Genomic DNA, 16,750 nt, shown 5'->3' with positions numbered 1-16,750 from the left:
CATTTGCGGCTTTTGTAGTAAAACTACACAGCCCGGTTCTTACCCCCGGCCCATAATCCAAGAACATATACCGCATCGGCTCACGAAGCCGATCGTGCAGCAGGCGACCGATTCTGGAAGCCTTTCCGCCATGGAGCAAGCCATGCAAGATCTCGATCCAATCGAAACCCAGGAATGGCTGGACGCCCTCGAATCCGTACTGGAGAACGAAGGGCAGGACAGAGCCAACTATCTGATGACCCGCCTGGGCGAGTTGGCTACCCGCAGCGGCACACAACTGCCTTATGCGATCACCACGCCGTACCGCAACACCATCCCGGTTACCCATGAAGCGCGCATGCCCGGCGACCTGTTCATGGAGCGCCGTATCCGCTCCCTGGTCCGCTGGAACGCACTGGCCATGGTAATGCGCACCAACATGGCGGACCCTGATCTGGGTGGGCATATTTCCACATTCGCCTCCAGCGCGACGCTCTACGACATCGGCTTCAACTACTTCTTCCAGGCCCCGACCGAAGAACACGGCGGCGACCTGATCTACTTCCAGGGCCACGCCTCTCCCGGCGTCTACGCCCGCGCCTTCCTCGAAGGGCGCATCAGCGAAGACCAGCTGAACAATTTCCGCCGCGAAGTCGATGGCAACGGCCTGTCGTCCTACCCGCACCCCTGGCTGATGCCGGACTTCTGGCAGTTCCCGACAGTGTCCATGGGCCTCGGCCCGATCCAGGCGATCTATCAGGCACGCTTCATGAAGTACCTGGAAGACCGTGGCTTCATCCCCGCCGGCAAGCAGAAGGTCTGGTGCTTCCTCGGCGACGGCGAGTGCGACGAGCCGGAATCCCTCGGCGCCATCTCCCTGGCCGGCCGCGAGAAGCTGGATAACCTGATCTTCGTCATCAACTGCAACCTGCAACGCCTCGACGGCCCGGTGCGCGGCAACGGCAAGATCATCCAGGAGCTGGAAGGCGTGTTCCGTGGCGCCAACTGGAACGTCAACAAAGTCATCTGGGGCCGCCTGTGGGACCCGCTGTTCGCCAAGGACGAAGCCGGCCTGCTGCAAGCGCGCATGGACGAAGTGGTCGACGGCGACTACCAGAACTACAAGGCGAAGGACGGCGCTTTCGTGCGCAAGCATTTCTTCGGCGCCCGCCCGGAACTGCTGAAGATGGTCGAAGACCTGTCCGATGCGGAAGTCTGGAAGCTCAACCGTGGTGGCCACGACCCCTACAAGGTCTACGCGGCCTACCACCAGGCGGTCAACCACAAGGGCCAGCCTACCGTCATCCTGGCCAAGACCATCAAGGGCTACGGCACCGGCGCTGGCGAAGCGGCCAACACCGCGCACAACACCAAGAAGGTCGATGTCGAGAGCCTGAAGAAATTCCGCGACAACTTCAGCATCCCGGTGCGCGACGAAGACCTGGAAAACCTGCCGTTCTACAAGCCCGAGCCCGACAGCCCGGAAGCCAAGTACCTGCTGAAGAAGCGCGAGGCGCTGGGCGGCTTTGTGCCGCAACGCCGGCAGAAGAGCTTCAGCATCCCGACACCACCGCTGGAAACCCTCAAGGCGATCCTCGACGGTTCGGGCGACCGCGAAATCTCCACCACCATGGCGTTCGTGCGCATCCTCGCGCAACTGGTCAAGGACAAGGACCTCGGTTCGCGCATCGTGCCGATCATCCCTGACGAAGCGCGCACCTTCGGCATGGAAGGCATGTTCCGCCAACTGGGCATCTACTCCTCGGTCGGCCAGCTCTACGAGCCGGTGGACAAGGACCAGGTGATGTTCTACCGCGAGGACAAGAAGGGCCAGATCCTCGAGGAAGGCATCAACGAAGCCGGCGCCATGTCGAGCTGGATCGCCGCAGGCACCGCCTACAGCAACCATAACCAGCCGATGCTGCCGTTCTACGTGTTCTATTCGATGTTCGGCTTCCAGCGTATCGGCGACCTGGCCTGGGCGGCCGGTGACATCCGCGCGCGTGGCTTCCTCGTCGGCGGCACCGCCGGACGCACCACGCTCAACGGCGAAGGCCTGCAGCACGAGGACGGCCACAGCCACATCCTGGCCTCGACCATCCCCAACTGCCGCACCTACGACCCGGCCTACGGCTATGAACTGGCCGTGATCATCCGCGAAGGCATTCGCCAGATGACCGAAGAGCAACTGAGCATCTTCTATTACATCACCGTGATGAACGAGGCCTACCAGCAGCCGGCACTGCCCCAGGGCGAGGGTGTCGAAGAAGGCATCATCAAGGGCATGTACCTGCTGGAAGAGGACCAGGCCGACAAGGGCCGCCATGTGCAATTGCTCGGCTCCGGTACCATCCTGCGCGAAGTGCGCGAAGCGGCGAAGATCCTGCGCGAGGAATACGGCATCGGCGCCGACGTCTGGAGCGTCACCAGCTTCAACGAACTACGCCGCGAAGGCCTGGACGTCGACCGCCACAACCGCCTGCACCCGACCGAAGCGCCGCGCCGCACCTATGTCGAGCAAAGCCTGTCCGATCGCAAGGGGCCGGTGGTTGCTTCCACCGACTACATGAAGCTGTTCGCCGACCAGATCCGTCAGTGGATCCCCGACGGCAAGGCCTACAAAGTCCTCGGCACCGACGGTTTCGGCCGCAGCGACAGCCGCAAGCAGTTGCGCCACCACTTCGAAGTGGACCGTAACTGGGTGGTCATCGCCGCCCTGGAAGCCCTGGTCGCCGAAGGCGAGCTGGAAGCGCAGGTGGTCGCCGATGCCATCGCCAAGTTCGGCATCGACCCTGCCAAACCCAACCCGCTGGACTGCTGAGGAGCGAAGCCATGAGTGAATTGATTCGCGTACCCGACATCGGCAGCGGCGAAGGTGAGGTCATCGAACTGTTCGTCAAGGTCGGCGACCGTATCGAAGCCGACCAGAGCCTGCTGACCCTGGAATCGGACAAGGCCAGCATGGAAATCCCGGCGCCCAAGGCCGGGATCATCAAGAGCCTGAAGATCAAGCTGGGCGACCGCCTGAAGGAAGGCGACGAACTGCTGGAGCTGGAGGCCGAAGACGCGCAAGGCGCCAGCGATGCTCCGGCGCAAGCGCCTGCCGCAGAAGCGCAAGCCAAGCCGGAACCCGCACAGGACGAGGCCCCACAGGCCGACGACAGCGCCGACAAGGGCGAGGCCGGCAGCCAGGAAATCCGTGTGCCGGATATCGGCTCGGCGGGCAAGGCCCGGGTCATCGAAGTGTTCGTCAAGGCTGGCGACACGGTCGAGGCCGAGCAATCGCTGATCACCTTGGAGTCGGACAAGGCCAGCATGGAAATCCCCTCGCCGGGCGCCGGTGAAGTGGAAAGCCTGAGCATCAAGCTGAATGACGAAGTCGGCACCGGCGACCTGATCCTGACCCTCAAGGTCAAGGGCGCCGCTCCCGCCAAGGCGGCACCGAAGGATGAGGCCAAGCCAGTCGCGTCGGCTCCGGCAGCCCCGCAGCAACCGACGGCGAAAGCCGAGCCAGCCTCCAAGCCGGTCGGCGCCCCCAGCCGCGACGGTGCCAAGGTGCACGCAGGACCGGCCGTACGCCTGCTGGCCCGCGAGTTCGGCGTGGAACTGTCCGCCGTCAACGGCACCGGCCCGAAAGGCCGCGTGCTCAAGGAAGACGTACAGGACTACGTCAAGAGCGTGCTGCAACAGAGCAAGACAGGCACTGCTCCGGCCTCGGCTGGCGCGGGTATCCCGCCGATCCCGGCGGTCGATTTCGCCAAGTTCGGCGAAATCGAAGAAGTGGCGATGACGCGCCTGATGCAGGTCGGTGCCGCCAACCTGCACCGCAGCTGGCTCAACGTGCCCCACGTGACCCAGTTCGAGTCGGCCGACATCACCGAACTGGAGGCCTTCCGTGTCGCCCAGAAGGCGGTCGCCGAGAAGGCCGGCGTCAAGCTGACCGTGCTGCCGCTGCTGCTCAAGGCCTGCGCCCACCTGCTCAAGGAGTTGCCGGACTTCAACAGTTCGCTGGCCCCCAGCGGCCAGGCGCTGATTCGCAAGAAGTACGTGCACATCGGTTTCGCCGTGGACACGCCGGACGGCCTGCTGGTGCCCGTCATCCGCGACGTCGACCGCAAGAGCCTGCTGCAACTGGCGGGCGAAGCGGCCGAACTGGCGGAAAAGGCACGCAGCAAGAAGCTCTCGCCGGACGCCATGCAGGGCGCCTGCTTCACCATCTCCAGCCTCGGGCACATCGGCGGCACCGGCTTCACGCCGATCGTCAATGCGCCGGAAGTGGCGATCCTCGGTGTCTCCAAAGCCGCCATGCAGCCTGTATGGGACGGTAAGGACTTCCAACCGAGGTTGATGTTGCCCCTGTCCCTGTCCTACGATCACCGCGTGATCAACGGCGCAGCCGCTGCACGCTTCACCAAGCGGCTCTCCGAGCTTCTGGCGGATATACGCACCCTGCTGCTCTGACCCCCAGCGTCCCCCGCCTACTGGCGGGGGACGCTTCTCAAAACTCCGGAATACCTGACCGGAAACGTCGCTCATACAAGAAAAAGCGTTTCATTAACAATAAGTTGGAAAGCTCTCTTGTCAGCACGATAGAGCTTGGTGCAACCTTGCCAAAAGGATCGCGAAGACTCGCCTTGAATCGTGCGAAAAACGCTCCGACCACGCCAACCAGCCCACTGCGAAGCAGCCATTCGATGAAAAGACATCCCGATGCCGCCAGCCGTATGGCGAGTGAGGTTGTGGCGCCATCACCCGAGCCCGCGCGGCTTGGCATGCTGCATTTCGAACGGCTCAACGAGCCCGGCTGGACACTGCTCTACCTCGACCCGAACTGCGAACAACAATTCGGTATCGCCGCCAGCAACCTCTGCGCGTTGATCGACACCCCTTACGCCAGGTTGATGGAACCGAACATCCATCAACCCCTGCACGAAACCATTCAGCGACAACTGGCCCAGACGGGCCATTATTTCGTGCGCTACCACCTGAATACGCCACACGGGCTGATCCGCCTGATCGAAACGGGCGAGGTCCAGCAGCGCTTTGGCAAGGAACTGCTCAGTGGCTATCTGTTGGCGGACCTGCAGGAAGACGCCGGCGAGGCGAGACAGGAGCCGCAGTATGCCGATCAGCCCGAACACCTGTTGCGCTCGCGAGCGCAACAGAACCTGATCGTCAAGCTGGCCAGGCAGCGCTACAAAGCCGCCGACCCACACCAGGAAGCGGCCCAACTGATCACCCAGGCCGCCTGCGAAGCCTACGGCCTCAGCCGCGCGGCGATCTGGCGACTGGATAACGACAAGCTGTTCCCCATTGCGTCCTACATCACCGACGCGCAGAGCGGCGAATACCCGTCGGAACTCGACATAAGTGGCTTCCCCGCCTACCTGCAAGCGCTGCACAGCGATCGCGCGATAGACGCCAAGGATGTCGAGGAAGACCCGCGTACACGGGAGCTGTTCGGCACCCTGTTCCAGCCCTTCGGCGTGCGCTCGATCCTCGATGCCAGCATCCGCATAGGCGGCGATGTCGTCGGCGTGCTTTGCCTGGAACACAAGGGTGAACCGCGCAACTGGCATCCGGACGAGATAGCCTTTGCCGGCGAGCTGGCGGACCAGTACGCACAGGTCATCGCCAACCAGCAGCGCCTGAGCCTGACCCATACCCTGCACCTGTTCCAACGCGCCATCGAACAGAGCGCCAGTGCGTTCATCCTAGTCGATCGCAAAGGCATCGTGGAGTACGTCAACCCCAGCTTCACCACCATCACCGAGTTCTCCAGCGAAGAAGTGCAAGGGCGCCACCTGACCGAACTCACGGCCATGGAAAACCTCAGCACGCTGCTGTTCGACACCTCCTCGGTCATGGCGGGCAGCAACAGTTGGCAGGGCGAGTTCCGCAGCCGCCGCAAGAACCTCGACCCCTACTGGGGGCAACTCTCGATTTCCAAGATTTTCGATGAAGACGGCGAGCTGACACACTACATCGGCATCTATGAAGACATCACCCAGGCCAAGCTGGCCCAGGAGCACATCGAGCGCCTGGCCTACACCGACAACCTGACCGGCCTAGGCAATCGCCCTTGCTTCATCCGCGAGATCGGCAAGCGCTTCACCAAGAACCCGGATACCCAGCAATGCCTGTTGCTGGTGGACATCGACAACTTCAAGCGCATCAATGACAGCCTCGGCCACCACACCGGCGACAAGTTGCTGATCAGCCTCGCCCAGCGCTTGCGCAACGGCCTGAGTCGCGAGGCGTTGCTCTCGCGCTTCGCCAGCAACGAGTTCGCCCTGCTGTTCGATGACATGAATGCGGTAGACGGCCAGGTCATGGCCGACCAGGTGCTGAGCATCATCGACAAGCCGCTGTTCGTCGATAAGCAACTGATCAGCATCAGCGCCTCCCTCGGCCTCGCCTGTAGCCCGCAGCATGGCAAGGACCCGGCCACCCTGATGAAGCATGCAGGCCAGGCGCTGCACAAGGCCAAGGCGAACGGCAAGAATCAGGTGCAGGTCTTCACCGACGCCCTGCACGCCGAAACCAACTACAAGCTCTTCGTCGAGAACAACCTGCGCCGGGCGCTGGTACAAGACGAGCTGGAAGTCTTCTACCAGCCCAAGCTCTGCCTGCGTACAGGCAAACTGCAAGGCCTGGAGGCTTTGCTGCGCTGGCGCCACCCCGAGAAGGGCATGATTCGCCCGGACCAGTTCATCACCGTTGCCGAAGAAACCGGCCTGATCATTCCTATCGGCAAATGGGTGGCCCGTGAGGCTTGTCGGATGGGCGTGAAACTGGCAGCACTGGGACGCGGCGCCCCGCAGATCGCCATCAACCTGTCGCCCAAGCAGTTCTCCGACCCGGAGCTGGTCGAAGCCATGCAGGCCATTATTCAGGAAGAAGGCCTGCCACCCAGCCAACTGGAGCTGGAACTGACCGAAAGCCTGCTGCTGGAAGCCACTGGCGAAACCCGCAAACAGCTACAAGGGCTCAAGGCACTCGGCCTGACCCTGGCCATGGACGACTTCGGCACTGGCTATTCATCCCTGAGCTACCTGAAGAAGTTCCCGATCGACGTGATCAAGATCGACCGCAGCTTCATCAAGGACATCCCCGACAACCAGAACGATATGGAGATCACCTCCGCAGTGATCGCCATGGCGCGCAATCTCAAACTGAAGGTCGTGGCCGAAGGTGTCGAGACGGTCGCCCAGCTCAACTTCCTGCGTCATCACAACTGCGATATCGGCCAGGGCTACCTGTTCGACAAACCCATCCCCAGTGGCGAACTGCTGGAATCACTGGATCGCTATCCGCACTGGCTTTGACGGCAAGCTCAGGGCCATCGTATAAAAATCGCCATGCTTGCTCATGGTGCCCATGGGCAGTGAGTGCACCTTTGCCCTCCCCCGCCTGCGGGAGAGGGTTAAAGACGCAAGAGCCCGCTCACATCGACCGTGCTTGCAGCAGCCCGATCAGCGCACCAGCAGGAAGGGAAGATTGATGCGACGCAGCATATTGGTCGTGGTGCTGCCCACCAGAAAGCGGCGTATTCGCGAGTGCCCATAGGCCCCCATCACCAACAGGTTCACGCCGTGCTCGTCGATATAGGCTTCCAGCACATGCTCGACCAGACCATCGCGTACCGACACCGAGCCTTCGACACCAGCCTCTTTGAGGCGCTCATGCACCCACGCCAGATGCAAACGTGTCACCTCACTGTCGCTACCGACCAGCAGCACATGCAGTTGCATGCCCTGGCATAGCGTGCCGCCCAGCAAGAGCTCCAGCGCCCTGCGTGCGGTATCACTGCCATCGAAGGCAAGCAGCACGCTGGATGGCTCGATGAAGTGCTCCGGCACCACCAGAATCGGCTTGTCGAAGACACGGATGACGCTCTCCAACTGGCTGCCGACATAATCCTCTTCCGAGGACTCCTCCCCCTGGCGCCCGATCACCAGCAAGCGCGTACCAGCCGCCTGTTCCTTGGCCACACGCGGCAGGCTGCCTTCGCACAAACGCAACTGTGCTTCCGGCGCCCCTGACGCCACCAGCCAGGATGCGGCCGACTCCAGCAAGGCCTGGCCCTGCTCGAGCGCAACACGGCTCTTCTCCGCATCCAGACGCACCAGCTCGTCCAGGAAGTGCTCGCGCCCTCCGAGGCCGATGGTTCCACTCAGGGAAACGAAACCCGGATAGCGAGGCCGATCGACTACATGCAGCAACATCAATGGCGCAGACAACTTGCAGCATGACCATGCGGCGTAGTCGCAGACCGCCGGAAGAAACGGCGAAGTATCGAGACAGGCAGTTACGTAAGACATTCCTTTTCCTCCCTTGAATCGAACAGGTTCATGAACCATACCCGATAAACAACCACTCAAGCAGCATGGTTATATGGACGAAAGGTAACAAGGGAAGAACGACGAAACGGTAACGGCCTGATGACAGGCAGAAAAAAAGCGAGCCAAGGCTCGCTTTCTTCATGCAGCGGTCGATCAGTCTTTCTTGCGGACGTACAACACCAGGTTGTGGTCGACCAACTCGTAGCCATGGCGCTTGACGATGTCCTTCTGCAGTTTCTCGATCTCCGGATCGAAGAACTCGATGACATCGCCCGTATCGACGCAGACCATATGGTCGTGATGACCACCGTCAGCCAGTTCGAATACCGCATGGCCGCCATCGAAATTGTGCCGCACGACCAGACCAGCCGCTTCGAACTGAGTCAGAACGCGATAGACAGTCGCCAGACCGACATCTTCGCCGGCCTCCATGAGCGCCTTGTAGACATCCTCGGCACTCATGTGACGCTGCTCGGCAGTGTCGAGCATTTGCAAGATCTTGACCCGAGGCAGGGTCACCTTTAAACCAGCTTTACGCAGTTCGCTATTCTCTACCATGGTTGGCTTTCTCACTGCTGCTGTTTCGCAGCATCCTCCAATGCGGGTATGATCCGGTTGTTTGCCCAGCCAAGATAGTGGAAGTCACCCACCGATGCAAAATACCAAGCTCATGCTGACAAGCCTAACCTTCGTCGGGCTACTCGCACTCGCCGGCTGTTCATTTCCCGGGGTTTACAAGGTCGACATCCAGCAAGGCAATGTCGTCACTCAGGACATGATAGACCAGTTACGCCCCGGAATGACCCGTAGGCAAGTAAGGTTTATCATGGGTAACCCCATGATAACCGATACCTTCCACCCTAGCCGCTGGGATTATCTCTACAGCATTCAGGTGGGCGGCAGCCAACGGCAGCAGGAACGCGTAAGCCTGGAGTTCAGTGACAACGATCAGTTGATCGGCCTTGCAGGCGACTTCATGCCGGGCGTCAGCCGCGACCAGTCGATTCTCGGCGAAGAACGCGCCACGAGCGTCGTTCCCAGCGAAAGCGACAAGGCTCCAGTCATCGAGGCGCGCCCTGTACCCGGCTCGCTGGAAGACGACATCCAACGGGAAGTCGACGCCGCCAAAGCCGCTCCAGTGGCGACTCCCGAACCGCTCGACACCCCCTGATCAGGATTGGCCAGCGCGCTCTTTTGCCCTGGCCGCCCTCAGTTTCCGCACTTCCTTCGGATCGGCCAGCAAGGGCCTGTAGATTTCCACCCTGTCGCCCTTGCTGAGCAGACGCTTTTCGGGTTCCGCCACACGCTTGCCAAAAAGCCCAAGTGGCGCATTTAACAAGTCCAACCCGGGAAAGCTGGCGTCCAGCCCACTTCGCACAGCCGCATCCCTTACGCTCGCCCCTTCCGGCAGGCGAATACTGACCAGCCGCTGCTGGTCAGCCAGGGCATAAACGACTTCAACCTCGATCCCCGGCTCAGCCATACAAGGCTTTAGCCCGCTCGCAGAACGCATCCACCAACGTATTCGCAGCCTGGTTGAACAGCGGCCCGAGGGTCGCACGCACCAGCGGCCCGGCATACTCGAACGTCAGGTCCAGGCTGATCTTGCAGGCCTTATCCCCCAGCGCCTTGAACTCCCACACACCGTTCAACTGACTGAAAGGCCCTTCTTCAAGGCGCATTTCAATACGCTTGCCCGGCTCAAGCTCATTGTGAGTCCTGAACGTCTGGCTCATGCCGGCCTTAGCGACCGTCATGCTGGCCCGCATCTCGCTCTCGTCAGCGAAGAAGACCTCGGTCGCGGAACACCAGGGAAGGAAGCGGGGATAACTGGCCACATCATTGACCATGTCGAACAGGGCCTGCGCCGGGTAGGGCAGTAACGCCGAACGTTGGATATGCGTCGTCATTCAAACCTTCTGCAATCGGGATTTCAGCCGCAGCCTGATGGCATATTGTCAGACATAAGCGCCCGCCCCTCAAGTTGGCCAGCAGCAAGCCATCTTGCATATCGCCAGCAAGGCTCGGACTGCCTATAATCGCCGGCTATGGCCAAGCAAAAGAAACAGTCCCCCGGGACCATCGCGCTCAACAAGAAAGCGCTACACGACTACTTCATCGAACAGAAATTCGAGGCGGGCCTCGTCCTGGCCGGCTGGGAAGTGAAAAGCCTGCGCGCGGGCAAGGCACAGCTGGTCGACAGCTATGTCCTGCTCAAGGACGGCGAAGCCTGGCTGCTCGGCAGCCACATCACGCCGCTGACGACCGCCAGCACCCACGTGATCGCCGACCCGACCCGCAGCCGTAAACTGCTGTTGAACAAACGCGAGCTGGGCAAGCTGTTCGGCGCCGTACAGCAAAAAGGCTACGCCTGCGTCGCCCTGTCGCTGTACTGGAAGAAGCACATGATCAAGTGCGAGATCGCCCTGGGCAAGGGCAAGAAAGAGTTCGACAAGCGCCACACGGAGAAGGAGCGCGACTCCGACCGCGAGATTCAGCGCGCCATTCGCTCCAAGGGCAAGGACGACTGACAGTCGTGATCGGCAGAATGACGCTTTCACTCAAGAATTTTGAAGCGTCTTTCTGCCCTGGCCTGCTACCTGTCGCTTGCCGCAGCTACAACTTGTAGCTGCCCTCTCCTCCCAGACGTCGCTGCGCCCGCTCCATCCGCTGGTGCTCCTGCTGCCCCTCTGCCAACACCTCCTGAACGTAGTCGATATGCCGTGTCGCGACATCACGGGCATCGTCGGCGCGGCGCGCCAGGATGGCATCAAGCAGTTCCCGATGCTGCCTCATCAGCATGTCGCGTGTCTCGTCGCGCAGGGCATACATGCCCCCGATGTTGGTCACGACATTACGCTTGAGCAGATCGAACAAACCTCGGATTGTATGCAGCAACACGACGTTGTGACTGGCCTCGGCAATAGCCAGGTGGAAGCGCGCATCCGCCGCCCCCTCTTCGGCTCGGCTCACGTTGTCATGCTGCGCATAGCAGTGCTGCAACGTTTCGAAAGCTGCCAGCAGACGCTGGTGGTCGGGTGCGGTTGCACGCTGGGCCGCGTAATAGGCGCAGGCACCTTCCAGCGTATGGCGCAGCTCCAGCAAATCCCGCTGCGCGGCCTCGTTGCTCTCCAGCAACTGCACCAGCGGATCGCTGAACGTGGCACCCACCCCCTCGGAAACGAAATTGCCACCACCCTGGCGACTGACGATCAGGCCGCGCGCAACCAGCTTCTGGATCGCCTCGCGCAGGGATGGCCGCGACACGCCAAAGCGCTCGGCGAGAACCCGCTCGGCCGGCAGCCGTTCGCCGACCGCCAGCGTACCTTCCAGAATCATTGACTCCAGACGCACCACGATATCGTCTGACAGGCGCCGTTGGCGCACCGGATCAAATGCCATCCTTTCCTCTCAGTTCACAGGCCCGGATGTTCCGGGAAATTTCCTTCTGCTCATGGGCCTTCTGCGGACCCTTTCTGCGTCACCCGGGCCACGCACGACAGGGTCACACAACCCGACAATCATCCCCGCTTCCACAAGAGGCGAGCGCGCCTTAAGACGAAAGTTGTAGTGAGTCAAATTGACGGGCTCCCAACTCGAATCTTATGCTTGGTCAGCGCCAAGGTAAATTGGTAATACCAATAATACAAAACAATCGGGATTCAGCCGCCCCTCCCCCGATACAGCGAAAACAACCCGCTTAAGCGAGCTTTCGACATGCAAACATGGCAACAGCTTTACACGCCGCTCGGCAGTCTCGGCCTGTCCGCACTGGCCGCCGTCGTCCCGATTGTCTTCTTCTTCCTGGCCCTGGCCGTCTTCCGCCTCAAAGGCCATGTCGCCGGCAGCATCACCCTCGCCTTGTCGATCATCATCGCCATCGCCGCGTTCGGCATGCCGGCGGACATGGCCCTGGCGGCAGCAGGCTATGGCTTTGCCTACGGCCTGTGGCCGATCGCCTGGATCATCGTCGCGGCAGTGTTCCTCTATAAACTGACGGTCAAGAGCGGTCAGTTCGAGGTCATCCGCAGCTCGGTCCTGTCCATCACCGATGACCAGCGCCTGCAAGTGTTGCTGATCGGCTTCTCCTTCGGGGCCTTCCTGGAAGGCGCGGCGGGCTTCGGTGCCCCAGTGGCGATTACGGCGGCCCTGCTGGTCGGCCTCGGCTTCAACCCGCTCTACGCCGCAGGCCTGTGCCTGATCGCCAACACCGCGCCAGTCGCCTTCGGTGCCCTCGGCATCCCGATCATCGTCGCCGGGCAGGTAACGGGGATCGATGCGTTCAAGATCGGCGCCATGACCGGTCGTCAGTTGCCGATCCTGTCGGTCATCGTACCCTTCTGGCTGGTTGCCATGATGGATGGCTGGAAAGGCATCCGGGAAACCTGGCCTGCCGCGCTGGTCGCGGGTGTCAGCTTTGCCATCACCCAGTACTACACCTCCAACTACATCGGGCCGGAGCTGCCGGACATCACCTCGGCACTGGTCAGCCTGGTTTGCCTGACCCTGTTCCTGAAGATCTGGCAGCCCAAGCGCGCCGGGGAGACTCAGATCGCAGGCGTATCCGGCGGCGGCGCCGTCGCCAGCGCGGGTGGCTTCGGGCGCTCCAGCCTGCCTCCGTCACCCTACAACTTCGGACAGATCCTCAAGGCCTGGTCGCCCTTCCTGATCCTCACCGCCCTGGTCACGATCTGGACCCTCAAACCCTTCAAGGCGCTGTTCGCCGCAGGTGGCGCACTGGAGAGCTGGGTGTTCCTGATCGCCATTCCCTACCTGGACCAGATGGTGATCAAGGTCGCGCCGATCGTCGCCAACCCGACACCGATCGCAGCGGTCTTCAAGCTTGACCCTGTCTCAGCCACCGGCACCGCGATCTTCTTCTCCGCACTGCTGTCGATGCTGGTCCTGCGGATCAATGTAAAAACTGGTCTGACCACGCTCAAGGAAACCCTGTTCGAACTGCGCTGGCCAATCCTCTCCATCGGCATGGTGCTGGCATTCGCCTTCGTCACCAACTACTCGGGCATGTCCACCACCCTGGCGCTGGTTCTGGCTGGCACTGGTGCGGCCTTCCCGTTCTTCTCGCCGTTCCTCGGTTGGCTGGGTGTGTTCCTGACCGGCTCGGACACCTCGTCCAATGCCCTGTTCAGCTCACTGCAGGCAACCACCGCGCACCAGATCGGCGTCAATGACACCCTGCTGGTTGCGGCCAACACCAGCGGTGGCGTCACCGGCAAGATGATCTCGCCGCAGTCCATCGCCGTCGCCTGCGCCGCAACCGGCATGGTCGGCAAGGAGTCGGACCTGTTCCGCTTCACCCTCAAGCACAGCCTGATCTTCGCCACCTTCGTCGGCCTGATCACCCTGGTCCAAGCCTATTGGCTGACCGGCATGCTGGTGCACTGAGTGACAGTCCGCGTCTAACCTGTGAACGAGGAACCACCGCGAGGTGGTTTCTCTTTTCTCTTTCGCAACGGCAGGAATCCACATGATCATCTCCGCCTCCACCGATTATCGCGCCGCCGCCCAGCGCAGGCTCCCGCCCTTTCTTTTCCACTACATCGACGGCGGTGCCTACGCCGAGTACACCCTCAAGCGCAACGTGGAAGACCTGGCCAGCATCGCCCTGCGCCAGCGCGTCCTGAGGAACATGTCCGAACTGAGCCTGGAAACCGAGTTGTTCGGTGAAAAACTGTCGATGCCGGTGGCCCTGGCGCCGGTCGGCCTGACCGGCATGTACGCGCGACGCGGCGAAGTGCAGGCGGCCAAGGCGGCGGCAGACAAGGGCGTGCCTTTCACCCTGTCCACCGTGTCGGTGTGCCCGATCGAGGAAGTCGCCCCGGCGATCAGCCGCCCGATGTGGTTCCAGCTGTATGTATTGAAAGACCGCGGCTTCATGAAAAACGCCCTGGAACGCGCCAAGGCCGCCGGTGTGACCACCCTGGTGTTCACCGTAGACATGCCCACCCCAGGCGCCCGCTACCGCGATGCTCACTCGGGGATGAGCGGCCCGAACGCCGCCGCGCGACGCATCCTGCAAGCCGTCACGCACCCGGCCTGGGCCTGGGACGTGGGCCTGCTGGGCAAGCCTCATGACCTGGGCAACATCTCCACCTACCGCGGCAACCCCACTGGGCTAGCGGACTACATTGGCTGGCTGGGCGCCAACTTCGATCCGTCGATCTCCTGGAAAGACCTGGAGTGGATTCGCGAATTCTGGGACGGCCCGATGGTGATCAAGGGCATCCTCGACCCGGAAGATGCCAAGGATGCAGTCAAGTTTGGCGCCGACGGTATCGTCGTTTCCAACCACGGCGGTCGTCAGCTCGATGGCGTACTGTCCAGCGCCCGAGCCCTGCCGGCGATCGCCGATGCGGTCAAGGGCGACCTGAAGATCCTCGCCGACTCCGGCATCCGCAACGGCCTGGACGTGGTGCGCATGATCGCCCTGGGCGCCGATACCGTGATGCTCGGCCGCGCCTTCGTCTACGCACTGGCTGCCGCCGGCGGTGCGGGCGTGACCAACCTGCTGGACCTGATCGAGAAGGAAATGCGCGTAGCCATGGTCCTGACCGGCGCCAAATCCATCAGCGAAATCAGCGCCGACTCGCTGGTGCAGGAGCTTTGACCCATGAGTGAAACAAGCCGCGATACCTTGCTGGCAACCCTGCACGACCTGGTCGGGCCATCTCACGTCCTCACCGATGAGCAGGCCACTCGACGCTTCCGCAAAGGCCATCGCACCGGTGAAGGCGGCGTACTCGCCGTGGTGCGCCCTGGCACGCTACTGGAGCAGTGGCAGGTTCTGCAGGCAGCGGTCGCGGCGGATCGCATCGTCATCATGCAGGCTGCCAACACTGGCCTGACGGGCGGCTCCACCCCCGATGGCAACGAGTACGACCGCGAGATCGTGCTGATCAGCACCCTGCGCATCACCGGAGTGCAACTGATCAACGACGGTGAACAAGTGGTCTGCCTGCCCGGCGCCACCCTCGACCGCCTGGAACAGGCCCTCGCGCCACTGGGCCGAGAGCCTCACTCGGTGATTGGCTCCTCCTGCATCGGCGCCTCGGTGCTCGGCGGCATCTGCAACAACTCCGGCGGCGCACTGGTTCGGCGCGGCCCCGCCTATACCGAACTGGCGCTGTATGCCCGGGTGAAGGAAGACGGCTCGCTGGAACTGGTCAACCACCTGGGCATCGACCTGGGCAGCACGCCCGAGGACATCCTCACTCGCCTGCAAAAAGGCGACTACACCCCGCAACAGGTACACAACGACAGCCCGGGCAAAGCCTCGGACGCCAGCTATGCCGAGCATGTACGCGAAGTCGATGCCGACACCCCGGCACGCTTCAACGCCGACCCGTCGCGACTGTTCGAAGCCTCCGGCTCCGCCGGAAAGCTGTGCCTGTTCGCCGTGCGCCTGGACACTTTTCCCAAAGAACCCAGCTCGGTGTTCTACATTGGCAGCAACGACCCGCACGACCTGACCGAAGTGCGCCGGCACCTGCTGACCGACCTACCACGGCTCCCCATCGCCGGCGAATATATCCACCGCACTGCCTTCGATATCGGCGAGAAGTACGGCAAGGACACCTTCCTGGTCATCGACCGCTTCGGCACCGCCAAGGTACCGGCCGCCTTCGCCCTGAAAAGCCGCATCGACGGCTTCTTCGAGCGCTTCGGCCTGCGCGGCGTAACTGACAGGGTGATACAGGCCACGATGAACCTGCTCCCCAGCCACCTGCCACAGCGCATGCGCGACTACCGCGATCGCTACGAACACCACCTTCTGGTACGTGTATCCAACGACACCCTGGAAGCCACCCGCGCTTTCCTCGGCGAATACTTCGGCAACAGCACCAGTGGCGCCTTCTTCGAATGTGACGCCGAGGAAGGCCGCAAGGCATTCCTGCACCGCTTTGCCATTGCCGGCGCAGCGATCCGCTACCGTGAAGCCCACCGCGACAGCGTGGAAGACATCGTCGCCCTGGACATCGCCCTGCGCCGCAACGACCGAGACTGGGTGGAAACGCTGCCGCAGGCCATGGAAGAGCAAATCATCCACAAGCTCTACTACGGCCACTTCTTCTGCCATGTCTTCCACCAGGACTACATCGTGCGCAAAGGCGTCGACCCGCTGGACATGGAGCACCGCATGTGGGCACTGCTGGACGAACGCCGCGCCGAATACCCGGCCGAGCACAACGTCGGCCACCTCTACATCGCCAAGCCGGCCCTGGCCGGCTTCTACCGCGAACTGGACCCGACCAACACCTTCAACCCCGGCATCGGCCACACCCCGAAACAACGCGGCTGGGGCGAATGCTGCGGCCAGGAGCATCACTGAGGCAGCGCCAAACGGCTGGAAGAGTGGTCGACGCTGCCCGGCCTTTGGCGTAGACTGCGCCCTACCTGTCAAAGAC

At 62.1% G+C, this 16,750-nt stretch carries 13 protein-coding genes; 8 read left to right on the top strand and 5 right to left on the bottom strand.

Features of this window, described 5'->3' with window-relative positions; genetic code table 11:
* The first annotated feature begins 142 nt into the window (after positions 1-142).
* From aceE to HW090_RS13415, 3 genes are all read left to right on the top strand, one after another.
* Positions 143-2,800 carry a pyruvate dehydrogenase (acetyl-transferring), homodimeric type gene (aceE, locus tag HW090_RS13425; protein ID WP_179113987.1) on the top strand — a complete coding sequence of 886 codons (2,658 nt, stop codon included), beginning with the start codon at positions 143-145 and terminating at the stop codon, positions 2,798-2,800.
* Positions 2,801-2,811: 11 nt separating this feature from the next.
* A complete protein-coding gene (gene aceF, locus HW090_RS13420) occupies positions 2,812-4,440 on the top strand; it encodes a dihydrolipoyllysine-residue acetyltransferase (protein ID WP_179113986.1) in 1,629 nt (542 codons plus the stop codon).
* Positions 4,441-4,673: 233 nt separating this feature from the next.
* Entirely contained in the window at positions 4,674-7,307 is a 2,634-nt protein-coding gene (locus HW090_RS13415; RefSeq protein WP_179113985.1) for a bifunctional diguanylate cyclase/phosphodiesterase, read from the top strand.
* 147 nt (positions 7,308-7,454) lie between these two features.
* Here the strand turns inward: HW090_RS13415 and HW090_RS13410 are convergent, their stop codons facing one another.
* Both HW090_RS13410 and fur read right to left on the bottom strand, forming a co-directional pair.
* Positions 7,455-8,303 carry a universal stress protein gene (locus HW090_RS13410; RefSeq protein ID WP_179113984.1) on the bottom strand — a complete coding sequence of 283 codons (849 nt, stop codon included), beginning with the start codon at positions 8,301-8,303 and terminating at the stop codon, positions 7,455-7,457.
* A 174-nt stretch (positions 8,304-8,477) separates the two neighbouring features.
* Positions 8,478-8,882, bottom strand: a complete 405-nt coding sequence (gene fur / locus HW090_RS13405; protein ID WP_179113983.1) for a ferric iron uptake transcriptional regulator — start codon at positions 8,880-8,882, stop codon at positions 8,478-8,480.
* Between the two features lie 94 nt (positions 8,883-8,976).
* On the opposite strand from fur, the gene HW090_RS13400 reads away from it, so the two are divergent.
* Positions 8,977-9,495, top strand: coding sequence for an outer membrane protein assembly factor BamE (locus HW090_RS13400; RefSeq protein ID WP_179113982.1), 519 nt, complete (start codon positions 8,977-8,979; stop codon positions 9,493-9,495).
* On the opposite strand, the gene HW090_RS13395 is transcribed toward HW090_RS13400, so the two are convergent.
* Positions 9,496-9,807, bottom strand: coding sequence for an RnfH family protein (locus HW090_RS13395; RefSeq protein WP_179113981.1), 312 nt, complete (start codon positions 9,805-9,807; stop codon positions 9,496-9,498).
* On the bottom strand, positions 9,800-10,234 hold the full coding sequence (locus tag HW090_RS13390; RefSeq protein WP_179113980.1) for a type II toxin-antitoxin system RatA family toxin: 435 nt from the start codon (positions 10,232-10,234) through the stop codon (positions 9,800-9,802). Before HW090_RS13390 ends, HW090_RS13395 begins: the two co-directional genes overlap by 8 nt.
* A 138-nt stretch (positions 10,235-10,372) precedes the next feature.
* Between HW090_RS13390 and smpB the strand changes: the two genes are divergently transcribed.
* Positions 10,373-10,855 carry an SsrA-binding protein SmpB gene (gene smpB, locus HW090_RS13385; protein WP_179113979.1) on the top strand — a complete coding sequence of 161 codons (483 nt, stop codon included), beginning with the start codon at positions 10,373-10,375 and terminating at the stop codon, positions 10,853-10,855.
* Positions 10,856-10,940: 85 nt separating this feature from the next.
* On the opposite strand, the gene HW090_RS13380 is transcribed toward smpB, so the two are convergent.
* The gene (locus HW090_RS13380) at positions 10,941-11,726 is read right to left on the bottom strand and encodes an FCD domain-containing protein (RefSeq protein WP_179113978.1); all 786 of its coding nucleotides are present in this window, start codon (positions 11,724-11,726) and stop codon (positions 10,941-10,943) included.
* 315 nt (positions 11,727-12,041) lie between these two features.
* On the opposite strand from HW090_RS13380, the gene HW090_RS13375 reads away from it, so the two are divergent.
* The 3 genes from HW090_RS13375 to dld all read left to right on the top strand — a co-directional run bounded on the left by HW090_RS13375 (position 12,042) and on the right by dld (position 16,674).
* Positions 12,042-13,730: a lactate permease LctP family transporter gene (locus tag HW090_RS13375; RefSeq protein WP_179113977.1), complete on the top strand. Its 1,689-nt coding sequence runs from the start codon at positions 12,042-12,044 to the stop codon at positions 13,728-13,730.
* A gap of 82 nt (positions 13,731-13,812) precedes the next feature.
* A complete protein-coding gene (gene lldD / locus HW090_RS13370) occupies positions 13,813-14,952 on the top strand; it encodes an FMN-dependent L-lactate dehydrogenase LldD (protein WP_179113976.1) in 1,140 nt (379 codons plus the stop codon).
* Positions 14,953-14,955: 3 nt separating this feature from the next.
* A complete protein-coding gene (dld, locus tag HW090_RS13365) occupies positions 14,956-16,674 on the top strand; it encodes a D-lactate dehydrogenase (RefSeq protein WP_179113975.1) in 1,719 nt (572 codons plus the stop codon).
* The last annotated feature ends 76 nt before the right edge of the window (positions 16,675-16,750 follow it).

Source organism: Pseudomonas sp. ABC1 (assembly GCF_013395055.1).
In the GTDB taxonomy this organism is placed as follows: Bacteria; Pseudomonadota; Gammaproteobacteria; order Pseudomonadales; family Pseudomonadaceae; genus Stutzerimonas.
The sequence above is the reverse complement of the archived record's forward strand: the minus strand, read 5'-3'. Positions and strand labels throughout refer to the sequence as shown.

Excerpts from the sequence above, each read along its gene's own strand:
- aceE (WP_179113987.1), top strand. The coding sequence starts at position 143 with ATGCAAGATCTCGATCCAATCGAAACCCAGGAATGGCTGGACGCCCTC.
- aceF (WP_179113986.1), top strand. The coding sequence starts at position 2,812 with ATGAGTGAATTGATTCGCGTACCCGACATCGGCAGCGGCGAAGGTGAG.
- HW090_RS13415 (WP_179113985.1), top strand. The coding sequence starts at position 4,674 with ATGAAAAGACATCCCGATGCCGCCAGCCGTATGGCGAGTGAGGTTGTG.
- HW090_RS13410 (WP_179113984.1), bottom strand. The coding sequence starts at position 8,303 with ATGTCTTACGTAACTGCCTGTCTCGATACTTCGCCGTTTCTTCCGGCG.
- fur (WP_179113983.1), bottom strand. The coding sequence starts at position 8,882 with ATGGTAGAGAATAGCGAACTGCGTAAAGCTGGTTTAAAGGTGACCCTG.
- HW090_RS13400 (WP_179113982.1), top strand. The coding sequence starts at position 8,977 with ATGCAAAATACCAAGCTCATGCTGACAAGCCTAACCTTCGTCGGGCTA.
- HW090_RS13395 (WP_179113981.1), bottom strand. The coding sequence starts at position 9,807 with ATGGCTGAGCCGGGGATCGAGGTTGAAGTCGTTTATGCCCTGGCTGAC.
- HW090_RS13390 (WP_179113980.1), bottom strand. The coding sequence starts at position 10,234 with ATGACGACGCATATCCAACGTTCGGCGTTACTGCCCTACCCGGCGCAG.
- smpB (WP_179113979.1), top strand. The coding sequence starts at position 10,373 with ATGGCCAAGCAAAAGAAACAGTCCCCCGGGACCATCGCGCTCAACAAG.
- HW090_RS13380 (WP_179113978.1), bottom strand. The coding sequence starts at position 11,726 with ATGGCATTTGATCCGGTGCGCCAACGGCGCCTGTCAGACGATATCGTG.
- HW090_RS13375 (WP_179113977.1), top strand. The coding sequence starts at position 12,042 with ATGCAAACATGGCAACAGCTTTACACGCCGCTCGGCAGTCTCGGCCTG.
- lldD (WP_179113976.1), top strand. The coding sequence starts at position 13,813 with ATGATCATCTCCGCCTCCACCGATTATCGCGCCGCCGCCCAGCGCAGG.
- dld (WP_179113975.1), top strand. The coding sequence starts at position 14,956 with ATGAGTGAAACAAGCCGCGATACCTTGCTGGCAACCCTGCACGACCTG.